General features: G+C 74.1%; 20 protein-coding genes. 9 read left to right on the top strand and 11 right to left on the bottom strand.

Annotated features, from left to right (window positions below):
* Window position 1: 1 nt before the first annotated feature.
* A complete protein-coding gene (locus IEY91_RS13225) occupies window positions 2–1,330 on the bottom strand; it encodes an NAD(P)-binding domain-containing protein (protein WP_189174085.1) in 1,329 nt (442 codons plus the stop codon).
* Complete coding sequence (locus IEY91_RS13220; protein WP_189174084.1) at window positions 1,323–2,633, bottom strand: carboxylate--amine ligase; 1,311 nt, start codon at window positions 2,631–2,633, stop codon at window positions 1,323–1,325. The genes IEY91_RS13225 and IEY91_RS13220 overlap by 8 nt, the downstream gene beginning before the upstream one ends.
* Before the next feature lie 167 nt (window positions 2,634–2,800).
* Here IEY91_RS13220 and IEY91_RS13215 point away from each other — a divergent pair, with 167 nt between their 5' ends.
* On the top strand, window positions 2,801–4,051 hold the full coding sequence (locus IEY91_RS13215; protein WP_189174083.1) for a glycoside hydrolase family 26 protein: 1,251 nt from the start codon (window positions 2,801–2,803) through the stop codon (window positions 4,049–4,051).
* A gap of 24 nt (window positions 4,052–4,075) precedes the next feature.
* On the opposite strand, the gene IEY91_RS13210 is transcribed toward IEY91_RS13215, so the two are convergent.
* The 9 genes from IEY91_RS13210 to IEY91_RS13170 all read right to left on the bottom strand — a co-directional run bounded on the left by IEY91_RS13210 (window position 4,076) and on the right by IEY91_RS13170 (window position 16,118).
* Window positions 4,076–5,314 carry a GNAT family N-acetyltransferase gene (locus tag IEY91_RS13210; protein ID WP_189174082.1) on the bottom strand — a complete coding sequence of 413 codons (1,239 nt, stop codon included), beginning with the start codon at window positions 5,312–5,314 and terminating at the stop codon, window positions 4,076–4,078.
* Window positions 5,311–6,153, bottom strand: coding sequence for a YveK family protein (locus tag IEY91_RS13205; protein WP_306309894.1), 843 nt, complete (start codon window positions 6,151–6,153; stop codon window positions 5,311–5,313). Before IEY91_RS13205 ends, IEY91_RS13210 begins: the two co-directional genes overlap by 4 nt.
* Window positions 6,150–7,352 carry a glycosyltransferase gene (locus IEY91_RS13200; protein WP_189174081.1) on the bottom strand — a complete coding sequence of 401 codons (1,203 nt, stop codon included), beginning with the start codon at window positions 7,350–7,352 and terminating at the stop codon, window positions 6,150–6,152. Before IEY91_RS13200 ends, IEY91_RS13205 begins: the two co-directional genes overlap by 4 nt.
* Window positions 7,349–8,155: a polysaccharide deacetylase family protein gene (locus IEY91_RS13195; protein WP_373287935.1), complete on the bottom strand. Its 807-nt coding sequence runs from the start codon at window positions 8,153–8,155 to the stop codon at window positions 7,349–7,351. The genes IEY91_RS13200 and IEY91_RS13195 overlap by 4 nt, the downstream gene beginning before the upstream one ends.
* Complete coding sequence (locus tag IEY91_RS13190) at window positions 8,145–9,863, bottom strand: lipid II flippase MurJ (protein WP_189174080.1); 1,719 nt, start codon at window positions 9,861–9,863, stop codon at window positions 8,145–8,147. Before IEY91_RS13190 ends, IEY91_RS13195 begins: the two co-directional genes overlap by 11 nt.
* Window positions 9,860–11,287: an O-antigen ligase family protein gene (locus IEY91_RS13185; RefSeq protein ID WP_229696922.1), complete on the bottom strand. Its 1,428-nt coding sequence runs from the start codon at window positions 11,285–11,287 to the stop codon at window positions 9,860–9,862. Before IEY91_RS13185 ends, IEY91_RS13190 begins: the two co-directional genes overlap by 4 nt.
* A 5-nt stretch (window positions 11,288–11,292) precedes the next feature.
* Window positions 11,293–13,080 carry a sugar transferase gene (locus IEY91_RS41795; protein WP_229696921.1) on the bottom strand — a complete coding sequence of 596 codons (1,788 nt, stop codon included), beginning with the start codon at window positions 13,078–13,080 and terminating at the stop codon, window positions 11,293–11,295.
* A 593-nt stretch (window positions 13,081–13,673) separates the two neighbouring features.
* A complete protein-coding gene (locus tag IEY91_RS13175; RefSeq protein ID WP_189174079.1) occupies window positions 13,674–14,855 on the bottom strand; it encodes a glycosyltransferase in 1,182 nt (393 codons plus the stop codon).
* 117 nt (window positions 14,856–14,972) lie between these two features.
* The gene (locus IEY91_RS13170; protein WP_189174078.1) at window positions 14,973–16,118 is read right to left on the bottom strand and encodes a DUF3344 domain-containing protein; all 1,146 of its coding nucleotides are present in this window, start codon (window positions 16,116–16,118) and stop codon (window positions 14,973–14,975) included.
* A gap of 360 nt (window positions 16,119–16,478) precedes the next feature.
* Here IEY91_RS13170 and IEY91_RS13165 point away from each other — a divergent pair, with 360 nt between their 5' ends.
* The 8 genes from IEY91_RS13165 to IEY91_RS13130 all read left to right on the top strand — a co-directional run bounded on the left by IEY91_RS13165 (window position 16,479) and on the right by IEY91_RS13130 (window position 21,422).
* Window positions 16,479–16,718 carry a chaplin gene (locus IEY91_RS13165; protein WP_164322907.1) on the top strand — a complete coding sequence of 80 codons (240 nt, stop codon included), beginning with the start codon at window positions 16,479–16,481 and terminating at the stop codon, window positions 16,716–16,718.
* A gap of 303 nt (window positions 16,719–17,021) precedes the next feature.
* Window positions 17,022–17,678: a hypothetical protein gene (locus tag IEY91_RS13160; protein ID WP_189174077.1), complete on the top strand. Its 657-nt coding sequence runs from the start codon at window positions 17,022–17,024 to the stop codon at window positions 17,676–17,678.
* Between the two features lie 261 nt (window positions 17,679–17,939).
* Complete coding sequence (locus tag IEY91_RS13155) at window positions 17,940–18,218, top strand: hypothetical protein (protein WP_164322903.1); 279 nt, start codon at window positions 17,940–17,942, stop codon at window positions 18,216–18,218.
* A gap of 129 nt (window positions 18,219–18,347) precedes the next feature.
* The gene (locus tag IEY91_RS13150) at window positions 18,348–18,599 is read left to right on the top strand and encodes a chaplin (protein WP_189174076.1); all 252 of its coding nucleotides are present in this window, start codon (window positions 18,348–18,350) and stop codon (window positions 18,597–18,599) included.
* Window positions 18,600–18,830: 231 nt separating this feature from the next.
* Window positions 18,831–19,334: a DUF5949 family protein gene (locus IEY91_RS13145; protein ID WP_164322899.1), complete on the top strand. Its 504-nt coding sequence runs from the start codon at window positions 18,831–18,833 to the stop codon at window positions 19,332–19,334.
* On the top strand, window positions 19,334–20,008 hold the full coding sequence (locus IEY91_RS13140; protein WP_189174075.1) for a vitamin K epoxide reductase family protein: 675 nt from the start codon (window positions 19,334–19,336) through the stop codon (window positions 20,006–20,008). Before IEY91_RS13145 ends, IEY91_RS13140 begins: the two co-directional genes overlap by 1 nt.
* 53 nt (window positions 20,009–20,061) lie before the next feature.
* Entirely contained in the window at window positions 20,062–20,484 is a 423-nt protein-coding gene (locus tag IEY91_RS13135; RefSeq protein WP_189174074.1) for a tyrosinase family oxidase copper chaperone, read from the top strand.
* Window positions 20,485–20,552: 68 nt separating this feature from the next.
* On the top strand, window positions 20,553–21,422 hold the full coding sequence (locus IEY91_RS13130; protein WP_189174073.1) for a tyrosinase family protein: 870 nt from the start codon (window positions 20,553–20,555) through the stop codon (window positions 21,420–21,422).
* Window positions 21,423–21,494 lie beyond the last annotated feature (72 nt).

The raw sequence follows: 21,494 nt of genomic DNA, 5'->3' as shown, positions 1-21,494 counted from the left end.
CTCAGTGCGTGGGCGTCCCGCTGTCGTGCGGCGCCTGCCCGTCGGCCGAGTGAGCGGACAGGCGGGCGGACGGGACAGCGTCCGCCCGCCGCACCTGCCCCGCCTCACGCCCCTGCCGCCGCACACGCCGCCGCACCCCGCCCACCAGCCGCTCCGCCGTGAACCCCGCGCCCTGCACGAAGCGCATCGCGGGCCCGAAGCTCGACGCGGTCGGCAAACCGGCGACGAACAGGCCGGGCCAGGAGGTCTCGAACCCGCCGCCCACGTAAGGGGACCCGTCGGGCAGCGTGCGCAGCCGGTCCCGTACATCCGGTGCGAGTACGTCGATCCGGTGGGCCTCGGCGCGGAAGCCGGTGGCCGCGAGGACGTGGTCCGTCTCGAAGACCGAGGTGGTGTCCGGGCCGTGGGCGGTCAGCCGCACCCGGCCGTCGGTGAGCCGGGCCGCCACGATCCGGTGCCCGGTGACGATCTCGACCCCTACGGGTCCCTCTGCCCCACCCGCCCCGCCCTCTACGCGGTCCCGCACCCACCACGCCCCCGCCGGGCCGAGGGCCGTCGCGCAGACCCGGGCGCGCACCGGTTCCGGGAGGCGGTGGAAGAGGCCGGGGCGCTCGGCGTAGAACCAGTTGCGCCAGCCGCAGCCGAGGCCGCTGTGCGGGGCGCGGGCCGACTGCCACCAGGGGCGCTGCCAGGCGGGCGGCAGGGTGTTCCAGCGCACGTGTGGGGCGCGTGCCAGGACGCGTACGCGGGTGCCCTGTTCGGCGAGGAGTGCGGCGGTCTCCAGGGCGGCCTGGCCCGCGCCGAGCACGGTGACGTCCTTGTCGCGCAGAGGGCGCAGGTCGGCGTGGTCGCTGCTGTGCGAGACGTGGGCGGGGCCCAAGTCACGTACCACCACGGGGATTTCCGCGAACGGCAGGACGCCGACGGCGAGTGCCACCGTGCGGCCGTGGAAGGTCTCGCCGTCGGCGGTCGTGACGGCGAAGCCGTCCGGCGCGGGGCGCACGGAACGGATCAGGCGCTCGTCGACCGGCGGGGCGGCGCGCGCGGCGAACCACAGGCCGTACGCGGCGAAGTGCTCGACGGGCAGTGGCACCCCGTGCTCGGCAGGCAGCCCCTCGCGGGCGCAGTACGCGGCCAGGCCGAACCGCCCGCCGGGGTCGGAGAGGTCGGACGCCCACGGCTCCGACTTGAGGAACATGCCGCGCGGCATGTGATCGCGCCAGGAGGCCATGGGGCGGCCGAAGACGCGTACGCCGAGGCCGGCCGCGGCGGCGTGCGCGGCGATCGACAGGCCGTAGGGGCCCGCCCCCACGATCAGCAGGTCATGCATCGGTGACCGCCCGTTCCGTGTTCGTCGTGCCGGGGAGGAGGGCGGGGGAGGTCTCCCGCGCCCTGGTGGACAGCGTCAGCAGGGTGTTCTGTACGCCGACGGCGAGCCGCGCGCCGGAGCGCTTCAGGACGTGCCCGCGCCACCGCCGCCACAGGTCGGCGGCCGGGGCCGGGTCGTCGGGGTCGTGCCAGGCGAACTCGGGGGCGAGGGGTGGTTGTTGGGTACGTCGATGGGTCCTGGCGCGCAGTGCGGTCAGTGGTGCGTGGTGCTCGACCACGAAGGTGCGGCCTGGCAGCGGGGCCGGTGCGGGCACCGGGCGGTGCGTCAGGTCCAGGTGCGCGGCGCGCACCACGTCCGTGCCCGCGCCGTCCGCGAACAGGCGGAACTGGGCGCCGGGGCGGGGGTTGAAGTCGAGCAGGTGGTACGTGTCCGTGCGCGGGTCGCGGCGGAAGTCCAGGTCGAACACGCCCCGGTAGTCGAGTGCCGTGAGCAGGCGGCGGGCCAGCGCCCACAGCCGCGGGTCGGGTGCCCACTCGCCGACCGCGGTCGGCCCTGCGGTGCGGGGGCGGGCCCGGCGTTTGCGGCCCGTGCCGCCGCCGAGCACCGTGCCGTCGCGGGCGACGTATCCGTGCGCGAACCAGTCGGCGTTCCGGCCGCCGGGGACGTACGCCTGGAGGAGCAGGCGGCTGCCCGCGTCGGGGGCGCGTTCGTGGAGGGCGGCGGCCTCGCGCGGGGAGCGTACGAGGACGGCGCTGCGCAGGCCGCTGTCGCGCGGCAGGAGCCAGGGGCGGCTCCACTTCGCCACCGCGGGGGTGCCCAGGGCGGAGACCGCGGCGGCCGCCTCGGCGGCGGAGGCGGGCGTCATCGTGGGCGGGTGGGGCACGCCGAACCGGGCGCAGAGTCCGGCCAGCGTGGCCTTGTCGGCGAGGCGGTCGGGCAGGCCGGGCAGGCCCGGAGCGGGCGGGGGCAGCAGGTAGCGGTCGGTGAGCGCCTCGCGTACGGCGTCGACGGCGAGGGCACCCGCGTCGTCCAGGGGGATCAGGACGGCCGGGCGGCCGACGCGCGCGGACACCCGCAGCAGGGCCGCGCGGACTTCGCTGGGCGTGGCCGTGGCGGGTGGTGGCGGGTGCAGCCGGTACAGGTGGCGGGAGCGGGCGACCGGGCCGTGCTCGTCGTCGGCCACGAGGTGGACCTCGACCCCCGCGCGGCCCAGGGAACGCACCGCGCCGAGCGTTCCGTGCGGAAAGGGATTGCGGTCGAGCCGCAGCAGGACCGCGGGGACGCGGATGTCCAGGGAATGCAACGTGGACCTTTGCTTGTCGCTCGCCCAATAGGGGCGATGTGTGGTCGAGGAGGGTTAGGGACTCGATTGGCGTAAAAGAAATACATATGACGGAGCGTCAGTATCGGTGTCTTTGATGACGCCGGTAATGGCGTCGGAATGTGTGGCCCGGTCCTCGAGGAGCAGTCATGACCCCATGGCGTGGCCAGCGCCGAAAGCGGCTGGCTTTTGTCGCTGCCGGAATCATCGCGTCGACGGCCCTCGCGGCCGTGCCCGGACACACCGTGGGAGCGGCGCCGCGCGACGGGGAGCCGACGCCGGCCCCGGCGCCGTCCGCCGCGGCGGACCCGGCCGTCCCCGCGGTCCCCGCGGTCCCCTCCACCCCGCCGATCCCGCCCGCCCCGGCCTCGCCGGTGGTCCCGGACGCCCCCGCCATCGGCGCCTACCTCGACTACGGCCCCCTCGGCGTCGACCGCATGGCCGAGCTGAGCAAGTGGCTGGACGGGACCGAGCTGCGGGTCGGGCACACCTACCTGCCGGGTGACCGGTGGAGCAACATCGAGGGCGCGCCGCGCTTCCTGGAGAGCTGGGCGGCCTGGCGCAAGGCCAAGGACGACCGGCTCTTCGTCCTGAACGTGCCGATGCTGGAGCGCAACGAGGACCACGTGAGCGACTGGGAGGTGCGGTCGATGCTGCGGCGGGGGGCGGCCGGCGACTACGACGAGCACTTCCGCGTCCTCGCCAAGCGCCTCGTCGACCTCGGGGTGCCGGACACGGTGGTGGTGCCCGGGTGGGAGATGAACGGCACGACGTACACCCACCGTTGCGGCCCCGACCCGGAGTCCTGGAAGGCGTACTGGAAACGCATCGTCACCGTGATGCGCGCGGTCCCGGGGCAGAAATTCAAGTTCGACTTCACGCCGAACCGCGGGCGGGACGCCATTCCCTGGACGCAGTGCTATCCGGGCGACGACGTGGTCGACATCATCGGCATGGATTCGTACGACCAGCCGAACGGCATGACATTCGACCAGCAGGTGGGCGAGGAGTACGGGCTCCAGCATCACGTGGATTTCGCGAAGGCCCACAAGAAGCCGATCTCGTATCCCGAATGGGGACTCTTCCGCAACGGCGACAACGACGAGTACATGCGCCGGATGCTGAAGTGGATGGACGAGCACAAGCCGCTGTACAACACGGTCACCGACTACTGCCCCCACGGGGTGTGGCAGTGCAAGGACAACCCGAAGTCCACGAAGGTGTACCGCGAGGCGCTGTCCGGGCTGCCGACGAACCCGACGCCGAAGCCGACCGAGCCGGTGCGGCCGCCGAACTGCTCGCCGCTGAACCTGGGCGACTGGGTCGAGTACTGGCTGGGCGGGAAGCTGTGCGTGCGGTTCGACTGGTGGGAGCGGAGGGAGCAGCGGGCGCGGGGGTGAGGGGCGGGGACTCGGGCGGCGGGGTCACGACTTGGCTCCGCCGGCCCGCTCCTGCCGTTCGGTTCGTTCGGTTCGTTCGGCTCGTTCGTGGCGTTCCTGGCGCACCCGCCGCGCCCACCCCCGTGCCGCCGCCTCGCCCGCCGCTGCCGCAAGGAGCGGGGCCGTGTGCGTGCGGGCAAGGAGGAAGCGGCGGTTGGTGACCGGGTCGGGGCGCCAGTGGTGTTTGTACGGTTCGTCGCCGCGCAGGAGGCTCAGGGTGCGGGGGTGCTCGCCCGAGGTGTGCCGGGTGCAGGCGTCGAGGAGCATCGTGGCGACGTCCACCTTGCGCTCCCGCAGCTGTGGATGGGCGCCGTAGAGGTAGCCGCCGGCGAAGCGCGGGGACAGCAGCGTCACGTCGGCGGCGAGCACCTCGCCTTCGACGTGGAACTCCGTCACCACCGCGTCGCCCGCCGCGACCATCGGCCGCACCGAACGCAGCAGGTGCTCGCGGAACCGCGGCCGCAGATGCTCGGAGGTCACCTTCCTGCCCTGCCACTGGAGTTGGTGAAGGCGCAGCAGGGTGCCGACGGACGCCTCCACCTCGTCGGCCGGTACGACACGGCTCCGTACCCCGGCCGCGGTCAGCTTGCGCAGCTTGGCGCGGGCGCGCTGGGCGGTCGTGGTGGGCAGCCGCTTGAGGAGTTCGTCGACGGGCAGCGGGGGCAGTTCCAGGCAGCGGGAGTCGGCGAGTTCGCGGCGCGGGCCGCGCCACCGCTCGTACACGCTCTCCGCGCAGCCGCCGGGACGCACCTCGCGGAGGTCGATCAGGGCGGTGCGGGCGAGGCCGCGCAGGCCCTCGGTCAGGGCGTCCGCCGCGTGCTCGCGGTGCCCGGCGCCGAGCAGCACGTCGGCGAAGTCCGAGATCGCGCCGCCGAGCGGCCGCAGCGCGGGCACGGGTCCGTGCACCCGCATCAGCGGTGCCGCCGCGATCAGCTCGCCGCCGTCGCGCACCAGCAGCACCCGCAGCCGCCCCGGCCTGCCGTACGACCGCCACCACGAGGTCAGCCACGCGTGGCTCTGGAACGGCGTCGCCTCGGGGCACGACTGGTACAGCCGTCGCCACGGCCCGGCGAGGGACTCGAACTCGGCCTCGTCGACGCAGAGTCCGACGCGGAGGCCGAGGCGGCGTCCTGTGCGGTGGCCGGTGTGTCCGGTGTGTCCGGTGCGTCTGGTGTTTCCGGTGTTTCCGGTGTTCCCGGTGCCGAGTCTGGCGGTGGGGGTCATGCGCCGCTCCGGACCTCGGCGGGTGCGGGGCCCGGCACGGCGGCACCGGGTGCGTCGGGCGTACCGGGCGTACCGGAGCGTGCGGGGCGGGCTCCCGCGCGGGGGCGCACCAGGAGCGCGAGGCCGCCGAGCAGTCCGCCCGCGCACAGGCCTACCAGCGCGCTCACCGGTGTGGAGAGCGAGGAGGGGGCGGTGGGCGCGACGGCGCGGGAGAACGGCAGGAGCTTGACCTGGGTGCTGCTCTTGGTGTGGTTGGCGCTCGTGGTCAGCGCGCGGGCGACCGCGTTCGCGAGGGTCGCGGCCTCGTCGGGGCGGGTGGCCGAGGCGGCGACGGAGATCATCGGGGCGTCGGGGGACGTCGCCACCTTCACACGGTCCTGCAGCTCGGCGGGCGACACCCGCGCGGCGACCTGCGCGTCGCCGAGCACCGCGAGCTGCGTGGCGACCCTGCCGTACGCCTGCGCGAAGCCCAGGGCCGTGGCGGGGTCGCTCTTGGCCTGCGGCACGGCGACGACGTAGCTCGTGGCGGTGTACTCCGGCGTCTGCAGCAGCCCGTACGCCCCGCCCGCGAGGGCGCCGAGGGCGGCGCAGGCGGGGAGGAGGGACCAGCGGGGTGGTCGGGGGAGGGGGGTGAGGCGCGTGAGGAAGGGGCGCAGGGGGTGCAGGGGGCGCGGAAGGCGGCTTTCGGGGGCGCTCGGCGTACCGGGCGCACTCGGCGTACCACTGGACGTGGACGTACCGCCGTCGGAAGGCGTCGAAGGACCGGGCGAAGAGCTGGGCGAAGAGCCGGACGGAGAGCCGGACTTGGTGGGTGAGGGGGCGCTCGAAGGGGCGCTCATCGGGGGGTCACCTCCTGGTTCGGGCCGGAGAGCACGGACGCGTACACGTCCATGAGCCGACCGGCGCTGCGGGTGATGCTGTAGTGCCGCACCGCGGCCGGTGCCGTGCGGTGCGGCGAGGGTCCTGACTGACGCAGGCCGTACAGGACCTGCGCGAAGGAGTCGGGGTCGCTCGCGCAGTACGCGGAGTTGGTGCGCTCGCCCCGGGGCAGTCCCTCGATGGCGGGGCAGGACGCGTACAGGACGGGCAGCCCGCAGGCCAGGCCCTCCACCAGCGCGAGCCCGAAGGCCTCCTCCGGAGAGGGCGAGGCGAGGGTGTCCATGGCGGCGAGCAGGGAGGGCAGGTGGGCGGCGGCCCGGCAGGACCGGTCGGCGTTGCCGTCGCCGACGAGGCGCCCGTCTCCCCCGTCGCTCCCGACACCCCCGTCCTCGTGCGCCGTCTCCCCCGCGAACCGCACCCGCTCGGCGATCCCGAGGCGCCCGGCCAGGCGCCGCAGCTCCGGCTCCTGCGGCCCGGTCCCCACCAGGAGAACCCGTACGTCGGGCGGGAGTTGGGCAGCGGCCCGCAGGAGTACGTCGAAGCGCTTGCCCTCGGTGAGGCGGCCGACGCCGCCGATGACGAACGCGTCCTCGGGCAGGCCGAGCTGGGCGCGGGCCGCCGCGCGGGCGGCCGGGTCGAAGCGGAAGCGGTCGGCGTCGATGCCGTTGGGCACCACGCGGATGCGCTGCCACGGCACGCCCCACCGGTTCAGGCGGGCGCCGACGGCCGGGGAGACGGCGACGGTGACGCGGCCGAGCCGCTCCCCGGCGAGGTACAGGGCCCGGACGCCGGAGGTCAGCGGGCGGCCCTCCAACTGCGAGTCGCCCAGGGAGTGTTCGGTGGCCACGACCGCGCGCACCCCGGCGAGGCGCGCGGCGATCCGGCCGTACAGGCAGGCGCGGTAGAGGTGGGTGTGGACGACGTCGTAGCGGCCCGCGCGGATCTGCCGGACCAGGCGGGGCAGGACGGCGAGGTCGCGGTTGCCGGCCATGCCGAGGTCGGTGACGCGGGTGCCGTCGGCGGTGATGCCGCGGGCGACGGTGCCCGCGTTGGTGAGGGTGAGGACGTCGCAGGTGGCGGGCACGTGGCGGAGCAGCAGGCGCAGTTGCTGCTCGGCGCCGCCCATGCCGAGCCCGGTGATGATGTGCAGGACCCTCACGCGGTCACCGCCGCCGGGAGCGGGGCGTGTTCCGGGCGCAGGGTGCGGCCGCGCGACCGGTTGGTGGCCTGTTTCAGGGTCAGCCGCCAGGCCGTGTCGTTCTGCCCGATGTGGATGCGGGGCAGGGCGAGGGGGCCGGTGAGTTGGCCTGGGGCGATGGCGCAGGCGTACGTGTATCCGGCGGCGCGCACGGCGTCGAGGACGCGCGGGTCCGCGTGGCCGTACGGGTAGCAGAATCCGCGTACGTCGCGTCCGGTCAGGTCGGCCAACGCGGCCCGGCTGTACGCGACTTCGCGGCGCAGGGTGGAGTCGTCGGCCCGGGTGAGGTCGACGTGGGTCAGGCCGTGCGAGGCGACCTCCATGTCGTGCCCGGCGGCCCGCCGCACGCCGTCGGCGTCGAGGAGGGGCTTGCGGGGGCCGAGCGGGTCCCAGGCGTTGTCGCCGCCGAGGCGTCCGGGCAGTACGAAGACGGTGGCGGTGCAGTCGTGGTGGCGCAGCAGGGGTACGGCGTGCGTGAGGAAGTCCGCGTACCCGTCGTCGAAGGTCAGCCCCACGAGACCGCGGCCCCGCCCGCGTCCGCAGGCATCCAGGAGCCGCTCCATGGAGACTCCGCGCAGGCCCCGTCGGCGCAGCCAGGCCAACTGGGCGTCGAGGCGGTCGGGGGAGACGGTGATGTGGTACGGGTCTTGGGCGGGGTCGGCGATGGAGTGGTACATCGCGATCCAGGGCAGTGTGGTGGCCGTACCGGCTGGGCCGGCCATGCTTGCCGTGGCCTCGTCGGGCCGCGTGGAATCAACCGTCATGGCGTCGCTTTCGTGTGGTGGAGCGGACGGCGCGGAGGCGTACGGCGACGGCGCGCGGCAGGGGTCCGCCCCGCCGCACCACACCCCCGCACCACCCCACCGCGCCCCCGCACGGCTTCGCCCCCACTCCCCACCCGATGGCCACGAACGACACCCCCACCACGAGCCCGCCCGCCAGGACGGCCAACGCGGGCGGCTCGACGTGGCGCACGCACCACGCGCCCAGCGCCGCCGACCCCGCCGCCGCCAGCCCGAGCCGGGCCAACTGGCCGCCGACGGCACGGGTACGCAGCGGCACGGCGCGCGGCCCGAGCGCGTGCAGCAGGAGCAGCGCGGTCACGCAGATCCCCGCCGCGTTGGCGCCCGCGATGCCGTACACGCCCCAGGTGCCCACGGTCAGGAAGCCGAGCCCGGCCGTCGCGACGATGCCGACGGCCATCGCGGCCAGCGGCGCCCAGGTGGTCCGGCCGACGGAGAAGTGCGCGCGGGCCAGCGCGCCCACCAGGGTGTGCCCGAGCAGGCCGAGCGCGTACACCCGCATCACACCGGCCGTCGTCGCGGTGTCCGCACCGGTGAACGCGCCCCGCTGGAAGAGAAGTTGGACCAGCGCGGGCGCGCACGCGACGATCGCCGCCGCGCCGCACAGCACCACGCACCCGGCGAGCACGAGGTCCCGCTCGACGCGGTCGCGCGCCTGCTCCGTGCGGCCCTCGGCAAGCGCCCGCGCCACCACCGGAAAGGTGACCGTGCACAGCATCAGGGAAAGCACCATCGGCATCTGCGCGACCTTCTGCGCGTAGTTCAGATGCGAGATCGCCCCTGCGGGCAGCGACGACGCGAGGAACCGCTCGATCAGCACCTGCGACTGCCGGCACAGCGCGAAGAGCAGCACGGTCCAGATCACGGCCGTCCGCAGCCGCGCGGCGGCAGCTCCGTCCTCCGTACGCGTCGGGAGCGAGGCCGCGAGACCCGGCTCCCCGCGCCGCAACTGCCGCCACAGCGACGGCGCCTGCACCACGACCATGCACGCCCCGCCGAGCGCGACACCCACCGCCGCCGCCCGCACCCCGAACGGCGCGGCGAGCAGGACCAGGGCGGCGATGATGGCGGCGTTGTAGACGACGTACACGGACGCGGGTGCCACGAAGCGCTGATGCGCGCGGAGCGCGGCACTGCAGTAGCCGGCCAGGCCGAACGTCAGCGTGCAGGTGGCGGTGAGCCGGGTGCAGTCCACGGCGAGCCCCGGGTCCGGAAGTCCCGGCGCGAGCGCGGCGACCAGGAGCGGGGCGGCGGCGATGAGGACGAGGCCCGCGGCCACGAAGCACAGGGCCATCCTGGGCAGCGACGCGGCGACCAGGGCACGCACCGGATCGGGCCCCGCCCCCGCCGCGCGCCGCGCGAGGGCCAGGCTGAACGCCGGTACCAGGAAGAAGGCGAGCCCGTCCTCGATGAGCAGCGTCGCCGCCATCTCCGGCACGGTCCACGCCACCAGGAACGCGTCGGTGTCGCTCCCGGCCCCGAAGAAGTGCGCGAGCACCTGGTCGCGCACGAGCCCGAGGAGGGACCCGGCGACGGTCAGCACGGCGGTGACGACGGCGGCCTTGGCGAGGAAGGCGTTGCCGGGGTCGGCGGGCGGGGTCGGCCCGGGGGCCGGTTCCACGGGTGCTGCGGGTGGGGGTTCCGCCTTGGTGCCGGGCAGGATCGTCATCGCGCCCCCGCGGTGACGTTCGGCGCGCCCACGTCGTACGTCTCACAGGCCTCGTACGCCGCATGCGTCTCGTACGTCTCGCACTCCTCGTACGAATCCCGAGGCCGCAGCCCCCACCAGGCGCACCCCCCGAGCGCCACCGCCGTGAGCACCGTGGACGGGCCGCCGATGTCGGCGTACATGAAGTCGACCAACTGCCAGACGAGCAGTCCGCAGGCGGCGAGGGCACAGTCCAGTTCCCCGGCGCCGGACGGGCGGCGGCCCGGCCGCCGCACGCGGGCCCACCCCCGCACCGCGCACACAAGGAGCGCGAGCCACCCGCCCGCGAGCGTGAGCAGGCCGAGGAGGCCCTGTTCGCTGAGGATGAGCAGGTACATGTTGTGCGGGGAGAGCAGCGGCTGGCGGCGGAACTCGGCGCCCGCGCCCGCGGTGTCGCTGCCGGAGGACAGGGCCAAGGAGGCGTGGCTGTCGCGGTGTTCGGGGAAGCCCTTGAGGCCGACGCCGGTCACCGGGCGGTCCCGCCACATGTCGACGGACGCGGCCCACATCGCGTACCGGTCGGTGACGGACTGGTCGGGGGCGTCCGTGACCTGGGTGATGCTGCTGAGCCGTTCCTGGAGCAGCTGCGAGCCCATGCCGAGCCCGGCCACGAGGACCACGGCGGCGGCCGCCGCGGCGAGCGCGGCCCGCAGCGCGCGGCGCACGCCCGCGAGCAGCAGCACCACCGCGCAGGCCGCGGCCGTGGCGATCCACGCGCCCCGGCTGAAGGACAGCGCCAGCGGCACCGTAAGGAGACCCGCGCAGGTCAGCGCGGCGGCCCGCTGCCGGGGCGCGTCCGGCCGGAAGGCGAGGGCGAGCGCGGCGACGAAGCCGTACGACACGACCGTCGCCATCCCCATCACGTCCGTCGGCCCGAACGTGCCCACGGCCCGGATGTCCTCGCCCATGTACGAGGCCCCGGTCCCGGTGAGGTTCTGGTGCACGCCGAGCGCGCCCTGGAACAGCGCGAGCCCGACGAACGCCCAGGCCAGCACCCGGAATTGACGGGCGTCGCGGATCAGGACGAGGACGGCGGCCGGTACCAGGACGAAGACCTGGAGGTAGCGCGCGGCCCCGGCGAGCCCGGTGGCCGCAGAGGCGGAGGCGCAGGCCGCAGCGGTGATGCCGACGACCGGGAGGCCGAGGATCACGGCGGCGCGGCGGGTGAGGGGGCGGCGGGCGGTGCGTACGACGTGGAGGAGGGCGAGGCCGACGACGAGGGCGGAGAAGGCGTCGGCGGGGGAGCCGGTGCCGCCGCCCTCACCGGCTTCGGCCGGGACGGGCAGGGCGAGGAGGGCGACCAGGAGGACGACGGGGAGGACGGGCGCCAACTGGCCGAGCCCGCCCAGGGGTTGGGCTCTCGCATACGCGGGCGCGTGATCCACGAACCTCAGCTCCCCGTGCGGCGCAGCAGGCACCCGACGGTGCGCAGCAGGATGCACACGTCCTGCCAGAGCGACCAGCTGTCGATGTACGCGTTGTCGAAGCGGCACCGGTCCTCGATGGAGGTGTCCCCGCGCAGGCCGTGGATCTGGGCGAGCCCGGTGATGCCGGTCGGTACGCGGTGGCGCTGGGCGTAGTGCGGGTAGTGGCGGCTGAACCGCTCGACGAAGAAGGGCCGTTCGGGCCGCGGGCCGACCAGGCTCATGTCGCCGCGCAGGACGTTCCAGAGCTGCGGCAGCTCGTCCAGCGAGGTGCTGCGCAGGAAGCGGCAGAACGGGCTGATGCGCTGCTCGTCCGCGACGCTCCAGCGGGTGGCGGACTCCTGGGAGTCGGCGGGGCGGTGGGTACGGAACTTCAGGACGGTGAAGGGGTGGCCGTCCTTGCCGACGCGTTCCTGCCGGAAGACGACGCCCGGCCCTTCCGTGGCGCGCAGGACGAGGGCGCAGGCCAGCAGTACGGGTCCGGCCGGCAGCAGGAGGGCGCCCGACACGGCGATGTCGAGGGCGCGCTTGCCCGCGCTGGTACGCCGCTCCTGGTGGGCGCCCACCAGCGCCTGACACCGGAACCCGGCCACGTACACCGGCCGCCGCCCCCGCCCCACCGGCACACCCGCCGACCCTCCCGGGTCGAGCTCCCACAACTCACACCCGCTCCCCCGCAGCACGGCCAGCCGGTCGTCGTGGGCGACGTCGCGTCCCGCGAGGAGGAGGACGGTTCGGACGTCGTTCTGGATCACGGCTCGGTGGAGTTCGTCTTGGGTGGTGAGGAGGGGGAGGTCGGGGGCGGGGCTGGGGCTGACGCCGGTGCCGGTGCCGGTGCCGGGGCTGTGGGCTGGGCCGGGGCCGCTGGGGTGCGGATCGCTTTCGGCGCTGGGGCGCGGTTTGGTGTCGACGCCGGTGCGCTGTTCGGGCTGGGCCCCGGTGCGCTGTTCGGCCTCGGCCTGGGCCCATGGCTCGGCGTCGGAGGCCCACTGGTCGGTTTCGGCGTTCGTACGTCGCTCGGTCGCGGTGGTTGTGCGGTGCTCAGTTGCGGTGCTCGTGCGGTGCTCGGTCGCGATGGCTGCCAGGTGTTCGGCCCCGGCCCCCGCAAGCCGTTCCGCCCCCGCCCCGGCCCACTCCTCCGCCCCGACACCGGCCCACTCCTCGGCCTGGGCCCCCACCCGCCGCTCCGCCCCGCCCCCGCCACCCCACTCGTACGCGTACTCGTCGGCGGGCTCTCCCACCACGCCCACCGGCCGCAGCCCGCACCGAGGCCGTCGCAGCAGCGCCGCCGCCACGCTCCGGGCCTGCCCGCCGTGGCCGAGCACGAGGACCGGCCGGGGCCTGCGCCGCACGACCGCCCGCCGGTGCCAGTGCACCAGGGCGCGACCGCCGGCACCGAGTACGCCGTGGAGGGCGGCCGCGGTGAGCAGAGGGGTGAGCGGGGGCGCGGCGGCCGGGGCGAGGGCGGGGAGGAGGACGGCGGCCACGCACCAGGCGAGGGCGATCCGGCCGCTGAACGCGGGCAGTTCGTCGAGCAGGTAGGGCGCGAGGGTGTCCTCGTACAACCGGCCCTGGACGTTGAGGGCGAGGACGGCGACGAGGAGCAGGGCCGTCAGCACAGGGGAGCGGTGCGGCCCGGGGAGCAACAGGGCGGCGGTCACGGCGGCGAGGGCGTCGACGGCGACCAGGGCGAGGACCAGGTGACGTCGCCGCGCGGGCGGCCGACCGCGAAGCCCGACGCGACCACCCGCCACACCACGGGGCGCGACGACAAGCCGCCCGTTGCGCGGCCGCCGGCTCGGCTGCGGCTGCTTGGACGTCGACTCACCTTGCCGGGGCGGTGTGGCCGTCGCCTTGTCCTGCCGAGCTTGCGCCAGCGACGGTTCGTCCTGCTGCGGGGGCGTTGACGGTGACTTGTGTTGCCGTGGTTGTGCGAGGGACGGCTCGTCCTGCGGGGGCTGTCCGGGCGCGGTCTCGCTGTGCTGTGGCGGCGTTGACGGTGACTTGTGTTGCCGTGGTTGTGCGAGGGACGGCTCATCCTGCCGTGACTGTCCGGGCGTTGGCTCGTCCTGCTGCGGCGCGGCTGTCGGTTCGTCCCGCCGTGGTTGCACGGCTGATGCCCCGCCCCGCCGAGGCTGCGCGGCCGACGCCCCGTCCTGTGCGGAAGCCTCCCCGTCCCGCCCGGACTGAGCGCCCGACGCCCCATTCCCCCGAGGCTGCGCGGAAGCCGCCTCGTCCCGCCGCGCCTCGCCGCGAGGCGACTCGTCCGGCTGGGGCCGCGGCTCCCCGTCCCACGACGCGTCCTGCCGTGGCTCCCCGGCCGAAGAAGTGACGGTACGTTCCGCGCTCACGTGGTCCTGCACTCCCTGTGCTCGGTGGGCGCCGTGCCCAGAAGTTCGCGGTACACCGCTTCGACCGCGGCCGCCGTGCGGCGTACGTCGTGGTGGTCCAGGACATGCGCGCGCCCCCGGCCGCCGAGGCAGTCGCGCAGGGGCGGGTCGCGGAGGAGGGCGGTCAGGGCCCCGGCCAGCGCGGCCGGGTCCTCGGGCGGGACCAGGGCGTGGGCGTGGTGCGCGACCGGCAGGCTCTCGCGGGCGCCGTCCACGTCGGTGAGGAGTACGGTCCGCGCGCAGGCCATGGCCTCCAGGGGCGCGAGCGCCATGCCCTCCCAGCGGGACGGCAGTACGACCACGTCGGCCGCCTGGTACCAGGGCGCCGCGTCGTCCGCCGCCCCCGCGAACGTGACGGATGCCGAGGCCACCGGCCCGAGCCCCCGCGCCCGCTCCCGCAGCGCGTCCGCGTCGGGCCCGTCGCCGACCAGGACGAGCCGCGCCCCGGGCAGCCCCGCGACCACCTCCGCCCACGCGCGGAGCAGCACGTCCTGCCCCTTCTGCCTGCACAGGCGGCCGACGCACACCACGAGAGGCGCGTCGGCGGACAGGTCCGGGGGCAGGAGGCGGACCCGGGCCGCACGCGCGTCGGCCGGCACGAAGCGCTCCGGGTCGATGCCGTTCGGCACGACCGAACACGACCCGGCGATGCCCGCGCGGCGCCCTGTGTCCCGCTCCGCCTCGCTGACGCACAGGGTCCGCGCCGTCCAGCGCGCCGCGTGCCGCTCCCACGTGCGGGCGAGCAGCGCGACGCTGCCGTCGACCGCCTCGAACGACCAGGCGTGCGGCTGGAACACGGTCGGAACGCGGCCCCGCACGGCCACCCGGGCGGCGAGCCCGGCCTTGGCGCTGTGCGCGTGCACGAGGGTCGGCCGAACGGCGTCCACGACCCGCGCGAGGTCGCGTACCTCGGACCGCAGTCCGGGCCCGGGGGAGCGGGCAGCCGCCCACGAGTGGACGGGGACGGGCGCCGCCGACCGGGCCAGGGTCCCGCCGTCCGGGCAGGCCAGATGCACGTCCATGCCCGCCGCGCGCTGCGCCCCGACCAGGTCGGTGACGACGCGCGCCACACCCCCGTCGACGGGCTGGCTGACGTGCAGGACCCGCGGCGCGGGCGAGGAATTCGAAGGCAGGTGCACGCACGACTCCTTGAGTTCCTTGGACCAGGACGACGGGGGACAGGCCGACGGGATCGGGGGGGGGGCGGGGGCAGGACCGCGGGACCCAGCACTGCCGAAGCCGCCGCACACGCCCCCCTACCGCCCCCGCACATCCACCGCCGCGAACACCACACCCGTCCAAGCCGCGTCCCGCCCCGCGGACATCCGCACCGTCAGCTCCCCGCGCTGCCCGCGCAGTCGGTCGCCGAGGCGCAGCACGTCGGAGTCGTAGCCCAGGGTGTTGGCGTACGCCGGTTTCCGGCGGGCCGGTGCGCCCGGCCCGCTGACGGTCGAGTTCAGTACGTCGTCGGCGGGGTTGGCGCGGTCCGAGAGGGGGACGGGCCTGCCGCGGCCCGCGGAGACGTGGACCGAGTCGCCCCTCAGCCCCCGGTCGCCGTCGTACGCCACGAACCCGGCGATCCCGTCGGCGCCGGGCGCCACAGGCACGCCCTTCATGCGGACGGTGTGCACGGCGCGCGGGAAGGGCCGGTTGGTCCCGGGCCCGCCGAGGGAGCCGAAGCCGTCCCAGACGGCGATCGAACGCAGCGGGTGCGCGGCGTTCTCGTACGCCACGACCAGCGTCCAGCCGCCCCACGTACCGGACTTGGAGTGCCCCTTGGCCACGTTGACCTGCGCGACCGTGTACAGCCCGGCACCGGAGGTGCGGACCACGCCGGTCACGTCGGCGGACGCCTGGAACACGTCCGCGCCGCCGCCGACGCGGTGGGCCGCCAGGGAGTCGGCGAGGACGGCCCGGTAGCGCCCGCCGGGCTCGGCGAGCAGCACCCGGCCGTTGTCCTTGGGCGGCTTCTGCTCCCCGGCCCTGAGGTTGCCGCCCCAGTAGAGGCGTGCGTACGACACCTTGGACCCGGCGGGCAGCCGCACCTCGCCCGCCGTGGAGTTGTAGGTGTTCGGGTCGGTGTCGATGTCCGTGTAGAACATCTCGAAGTCGTGGTTCGCGCCGGCCCCGCCGCGCCGCACGTCCGCGCAGGACCCGACCGCGCGCGGCGCGGGCCGGGACACGGGCCGGTCCGCCGGACGGCGGCAGGTGACGGCCGAGTTGGCGGCCCGCACGAGCCCGCCGTGCTGGACCGCGTGGTAGCGCTGCGCGAAGGCGATACGGTCCCGCTCACCGCCGGGGGCGGGTCCGGGAGTGGCGGCGCCGGTGCCGTTCAGCGCGAGGCAGCCGGTGAGGGAGAGCAGGGCGACGAGCACACGACGCGGGCCCAGAAGATGACGCATGACGGCACTGGCCTTCCACGGTGTGAAGAGTGCTGGTGCTGAACCACAGCTGTGGGGAGTTTCCGAACCACAGCGGGAAAGGTCTGTCGCATTAGTTGCATGGGATGACTGATGAATGAGTGATGTGTGCATCTGAGTACCTATGACGCAAATAGACTCAGAAGGAAGCGCAACAGTAGCGTTTATTGCGTGAGTTTCTGCCTACTTGGCGGCGTGTGTCGGATTGGTGAAGCGTGTGGCCGATCCGCAAGGGATACATCACTCATCTGGGCGCACAACCACCCGTCGGGGAACCCAGTTGATCCCCACACCGGGCATCACGCACGGCTTCCGCATCATCAGACCAAGGAGCAGAACTCCATGTCCCGTACCAGCAAGGCCTTCGCCCTGACCGCCGTCGCCGCCGCCGCCGTGGCCGGTGGCGCCGGTGTCGCCGCCGCCGACGCCGGCGCCCAGGGTGCGGCCGCCCACTCCCCCGGTGTCATCTCCGGCAACGCCATCCAGGTGCCGGTGCACGTTCCCGTCAACGTGTGCGGCAACAGCATCAACGTCATCGGCCTGCTGAACCCGGCGTTCGGCAACCAGTGCGCCAACGACTGACGCAGTTCGTCTGACGCAGGTCGTCCGACGCAGAGTCGGCACAGCGGCGGCCGTCCCCGGATCGGGGGCGGCCGCCGTTTCCGTGCGCGCCGCCGTTTGCGGCGCGTGGCCGCGTACGGCTACTCCGGATGGACGTTGCCCGCCGCGGGCATCGGGCGCCCACCCGGCTTCCTTCTCACCTGCGCTGATGCCGTTTCAGCCGATGCGGGGCGGTGACGTCACGTGATCGCTCGGTTGCGGAAAGCTGGTCCCGTTTAGACGGTGATCACAGGATCCGACGCATCACCGAAGGGAAACTGACTTATGCGAGCTCTGCCCGTACGGCGTATCGCGACATCCGTCCTGTGCTCGGCGCTGCTGCTCGGCACCGCGGGGCCCGTCTACGCCGCGGCCCAGGACGACACCGCGCGCGAAGTGGCGGCGGCCGCCGCGCCGCAGGCACCCGTTCCCGGCGCCGACGCGCTGCTGGCACAGGTGAAGACGCTCGGCGACATCGGCGGTGTCCTCAAGCCGGTCACCGATCTGCTCGACACCGTCCTGAAGGCGGACAACGGCCAGCTGCCCGCGGCGGACGCCACGAAGCTCGGCGACGCCGTCAAGGACGCGATCGCGAAGGTCACGGCGGCGGCACCCAAGGGCGCCGAGCTCCCCGCGACCCCGCAGCTCCCGGCGACGCCCCAGCTCCCCCTGGGCGGCGCGCCGGCCGCGCAGGCGCCGATGGACATCAAGGGCGACGCCCTGGCCGCGTTGCAGAAGGCGGTCGACACCCTCCTCAAGGCCGCCACCGGGGGTGACGTCGCGGCAGTCCTCCCGGCGGCGACCGCGGTCGTCACCGGTCTGGTCAACGTCGTCGTCGCCACCGTCCTCGGCGGCGGTCTGCCGGTGCCGAACCTGCCGGGCCTGCCCGCGCTGCCCAAGCTGCCGACCGACGGTCTTCCGCTGCCCAAGCTTCCGGTCTGAGGCCGGGCCCCCGCACCACCGACGCCACCCGCCGCTCCCGTACCCCGGGACGGCGGGTGGCGTCGTCAACCCCGCCCGAAAATAGGCCTGTTGATATGAGAATTGCGGGCCCGCTTTCATCCGTGCGGGCCGGGGAAGTTTCCTTGCCAGGGGTTTCCGTACCGTCCTGCGCTCGTTAGGCGTAGTGAACAGAGACGACAGGCAATCACTGCCTGAACGGTGCCCTCCTGGGCGACCGATGTCGCCGAAGAAAGGAACACGATGAAGTCCCTCAAGGCTGCCGCTGTCCTGGCCGGGTCCATCGCCGTTGCCGGTGCCGCCACCCCCGCTTTCGCGAACGGCCTGACGCCCACCAGCCTGAACGGCGGCCTGGAGACCGTTCTCGGGCAGTCCGCTCTCGACACCAAGCCGGTGAGCACGAACATGCTGGACACCGAGAACAAGGACTCCGTCGTCAACACCGTCACGGACGCGGCCGAAGGCGTGAACGCCGGCGGCGGCCCCACGAAGCTGCTCGGCGGACTTCCGCTCGCGAAGTAGGTTCCTCAATTCGCTTGACCCGGCGCTGTATTGGCCCGAACGGGGAATGGGGCCGCCTGGGCGTGTTATTGCGATGTTTTCCGCATTCATGTCCATAGGCTGGAGTAAACCCAAGGAAAGGTTTTGATCATGAAGAATGCCAAGAAGGCCGCGTTCGTCGTCGCCGCCGCCGGTCTCGCCGCCGGTGCCGCTTCCGGTGCGGCTTTCGCCAGCGGACACGACGGCGCCAGCGCCGAGGGTGCGGCCGTGCACTCCCCGGGCGTCGTCTCGGGCAACCTCATCCAGGTCCCCGTGGCCGTCCCGATCAACCTCAGCGGCAACTCGGCCAACCTGGTCGGCCTGCTGAACCCGGCGTTCGGCAACACCGCCGTCAACGACTGACGCACCCTCGGGGACGCCTCCGCGACCGGAGGCGAAAGGGCCGGTTCCTGCGCTTGGCCGCCGGACCGGCCCTTCGGCGCCCTCGGACAGCCGCAGCCGAACAGCCGCAGCCGAACGGCCGCGTCAAGCGCGCGGCCCGCGTGCCCCCAAAGTGTGGTGCCGCGTCCGGGATCCGCCAGACAGGTGACAAAGCCGTTCGGACGGCCCCCGGGCGTCTATAGCGTGCAGCCCATGACCTCAACCTCCAACGAACAGCGCACTTTCCGCGTGACCGACCTCGGCACCCTCGCCGTCCTCGCCTGGAGCGGCGAACACCCGGAGGACGAGAAGGACATGGCCTTCCTGCTGGCCTACTCCCTGGGCGACACCGAAGGCGGCCCGGAGGCCACGGCCGAGGCCATGCGCACCCTGCTGCGCGACGCGGCACTGCCCATCGGCGGCCCCGTCCTCGACGGCGCCCGCAACCCCTCCCTGCCCGTCGGCCTCCTCGTCGAGGCCGAGCAGGCCGTGGTGAACATGCCCCTCGTGAAGGCGCAGTGCGTCGTCCCGCCGGAGTGGCTCGCCGCCGTGCACCTGCGCGGCCACGCCTACTTCATGATCACCACCCGGGCCTGGCCCGAGGGCAAGCCCGGCAGCCCCGTCGACGAGGACGCGCTGCGCGACTTCGCGGGCTCCGAGGAGACCATGCTGAACGCGGCGCACTGCCTGCTGCCCGTGCGCAGGCTGCGCGGCTGATGCGCGCCGTCGCACCGGCGGGCCTCGTACCGGCGCAGGGCTCCGCCGCCGAGGCCGCCGCCGGGTCCACGACCGCTCCCGCGCAAGGCCGCTCCCGGACGGCCGGGAGCGGCCGTGGGCTCGCCCTGCTGCTCGTCCTTACGGGGGCGGCGGGGCTGCTCGCCTCCTGGGTCGTCACCCTCGACAAGTTCAAGCTGCTCCAGGACCCCGACTACGTCCCCGGGTGCGGCATGAACCCGGTGGTGGCCTGCGGCAGCGTCATGAAGAGCGAGCAGGCCGCCGCGTTCGGGTTCCCCAACCCGATGCTGGGGCTCGTCGCGTACGCCGTCGTCGTGTGCGTCGGCGTGAGCCTCCTTGCCGGGGCGCGCTTCCCGCGCTGGTACTGGCTGACGCTGAACGCGGGCACGCTCTTCGGTGTCGCGTTCTGCGCCTGGCTGCAGGCCCAGTCCCTCTACCGCGTCAACGCGCTGTGCCTGTGGTGCTGTCTGGCGTGGGCGGCCACGCTGCTCATGTTCTGGTACGTGACGTCGCACAACGTGCGCCACGGATTCCTGCCCGCGCCCGCGTGGCTGCGCGTGTTCATGAACGAGTTCACCTGGGTGCTTCCGGTGCTGCATTCGGGGGTCATCGGCATGTTGATCCTGACGCGCTGGTGGGATTTCTGGATGGGGTGAATTCCCTTGGTTCCGACGTACGGAGCGGTCTTCCGTGCGGAACGATCCGACGCATGGAGGAGATCGCCGCTGTGCCGTCCGCACGCACCGTCCCCCGCCTGACGCGCCGCCATCTGATCGCGGCCGCGGCCACCGCCGTCCTCGGCGCCGTCGGCGCCTTCCGCGGGCTGCGCGGTTCCGACGAAGCCGACGAAGAGGGGCAGCCGGGGGCGCCGGGCGGGCCCTCCCTCGACTTCGACGAGACGTACCGGGGCCGCCGCATCCAGGGCGAGCCGGTCACCGGGGACGGCGCGCACGGCCCGGAGGGCTGGCGGGTCAGCGTCGACGGGCAGCCGCTCGGCCTGATGCGCCGCGCCGACGGCAGCTATCTGAGCATGGTCGACCACTACCAGTCGTACGCGACCCCGCTGGCCGCCGCCCGCGGCGCCGTCGACGAACTCGGCACGCACCAGACCCTGAGCGGCCGCCTCCACTGAGCGTCGCCCGACCCCCCTGCGAACGGCGCACCGCGAACGGACGACCGGAGAACGGACGGACACGGACCTTGGTGTACACGCGAAAGAACCAGAGCAGCCTGAGCCGCGCCGAGCGGCGCCGGTTCGTCGACGCCGTACTGAAGATCAAACGCAGCGGCGAGTACGACGAATTCGTGCGCACGCACATCGACTACTACGTCTCGGACGGCGAACACCGGCTCCGCGTCGCCCATATGACCCCCAGTTTCCTGCCCTGGCACCGCCGCTTCCTGCTCGACTTCGAGCGGGCGCTGCGCCGCGTCGACCAGGGCGTCACCGTGCCGTACTGGGACTGGACGAAGGACCGCACGCCCGCCTCCTCGCTGTGGGGCGAGGACCTGATGGGCGGGACCGGGCGGCGCGGTGACCGGCGGGTCACGACCGGGCCGTTCGCCCGGGGCAACGGCTGGGTCGTCAAGGAGGGCGTCACCGACGGGGACTTCCTCACCCGCGCTCTCGGCCGCCCCGGCGACCCGCTGAAGCTGCCGACCCGGCAGGACGTGGCGTGGGCGACGGCGGAGACGGTGTACGACGTGTCGCCCTGGGACTCCACCTCCTCGCGTGGCTTCCGCAACCGCTTGGAGGGCTGGACGTCCGGCGTCGGCAGCGAGCGCTGGCGCAACCACAACCGGGTGCACCGCTGGGTCGGCGGGCACATGCTCGGCGGCGCGTCCGTGAACGACCCGGTGTTCTGGCTGCACCACGCCTTCGTGGACCTGCTGTGGACCCGGTGGCAGCGGCTGCGGCCGGACTCCGCCCCGTATCTCCCGGCGCGGCCGCCGGAGTTGGGCGATTCGCAGTTCGAGCGCATCGTGGCCCGGCGCCAGCCGATGCCGCCGTGGCGGACGACGCCGCAGGACATGCTCAGCCACAAGGGGATCTACAAGTACGCCGAGTAGCGGCGGCTGCGTCAGGTGGCGCGGGGCCGGACGGCGGGTCGCGGGTCCGCACAGGGGAAAGCCCCCGGCAGC

It is taken from the genome of Streptomyces lasiicapitis (genome assembly GCF_014646335.1).
GTDB classification, from domain to species: Bacteria; Actinomycetota; Actinomycetes; order Streptomycetales; family Streptomycetaceae; genus Streptomyces; species Streptomyces lasiicapitis.
The sequence above is the reverse complement of the archived record's forward strand: the minus strand, read 5'-3'. Positions and strand labels throughout refer to the sequence as shown.

What these genes read in the sequence shown, in the direction of transcription:
- IEY91_RS13225 (WP_189174085.1), bottom strand. Translation starts at nt 1,330, where the DNA reads ATGCATGACCTGCTGATCGTGGGGGCGGGCCCCTACGGCCTGTCGATC.
- IEY91_RS13215 (WP_189174083.1), top strand. Translation starts at nt 2,801, where the DNA reads ATGACCCCATGGCGTGGCCAGCGCCGAAAGCGGCTGGCTTTTGTCGCT.
- IEY91_RS13205 (WP_306309894.1), bottom strand. Translation starts at nt 6,153, where the DNA reads ATGAGCGCCCCTTCGAGCGCCCCCTCACCCACCAAGTCCGGCTCTCCG.
- IEY91_RS13140 (WP_189174075.1), top strand. Translation starts at nt 19,334, where the DNA reads ATGCGCGCCGTCGCACCGGCGGGCCTCGTACCGGCGCAGGGCTCCGCC.
- IEY91_RS13195 (WP_373287935.1), bottom strand. Translation starts at nt 8,155, where the DNA reads ATGACGGTTGATTCCACGCGGCCCGACGAGGCCACGGCAAGCATGGCC.
- IEY91_RS13135 (WP_189174074.1), top strand. Translation starts at nt 20,062, where the DNA reads ATGGAGGAGATCGCCGCTGTGCCGTCCGCACGCACCGTCCCCCGCCTG.
- IEY91_RS13155 (WP_164322903.1), top strand. Translation starts at nt 17,940, where the DNA reads ATGAAGTCCCTCAAGGCTGCCGCTGTCCTGGCCGGGTCCATCGCCGTT.
- IEY91_RS13210 (WP_189174082.1), bottom strand. Translation starts at nt 5,314, where the DNA reads ATGACCCCCACCGCCAGACTCGGCACCGGGAACACCGGAAACACCGGA.
- IEY91_RS13165 (WP_164322907.1), top strand. Translation starts at nt 16,479, where the DNA reads ATGTCCCGTACCAGCAAGGCCTTCGCCCTGACCGCCGTCGCCGCCGCC.
- IEY91_RS13170 (WP_189174078.1), bottom strand. Translation starts at nt 16,118, where the DNA reads ATGCGTCATCTTCTGGGCCCGCGTCGTGTGCTCGTCGCCCTGCTCTCC.
- IEY91_RS13160 (WP_189174077.1), top strand. Translation starts at nt 17,022, where the DNA reads ATGCGAGCTCTGCCCGTACGGCGTATCGCGACATCCGTCCTGTGCTCG.
- IEY91_RS13150 (WP_189174076.1), top strand. Translation starts at nt 18,348, where the DNA reads ATGAAGAATGCCAAGAAGGCCGCGTTCGTCGTCGCCGCCGCCGGTCTC.
- IEY91_RS13145 (WP_164322899.1), top strand. Translation starts at nt 18,831, where the DNA reads ATGACCTCAACCTCCAACGAACAGCGCACTTTCCGCGTGACCGACCTC.
- IEY91_RS13190 (WP_189174080.1), bottom strand. Translation starts at nt 9,863, where the DNA reads ATGACGATCCTGCCCGGCACCAAGGCGGAACCCCCACCCGCAGCACCC.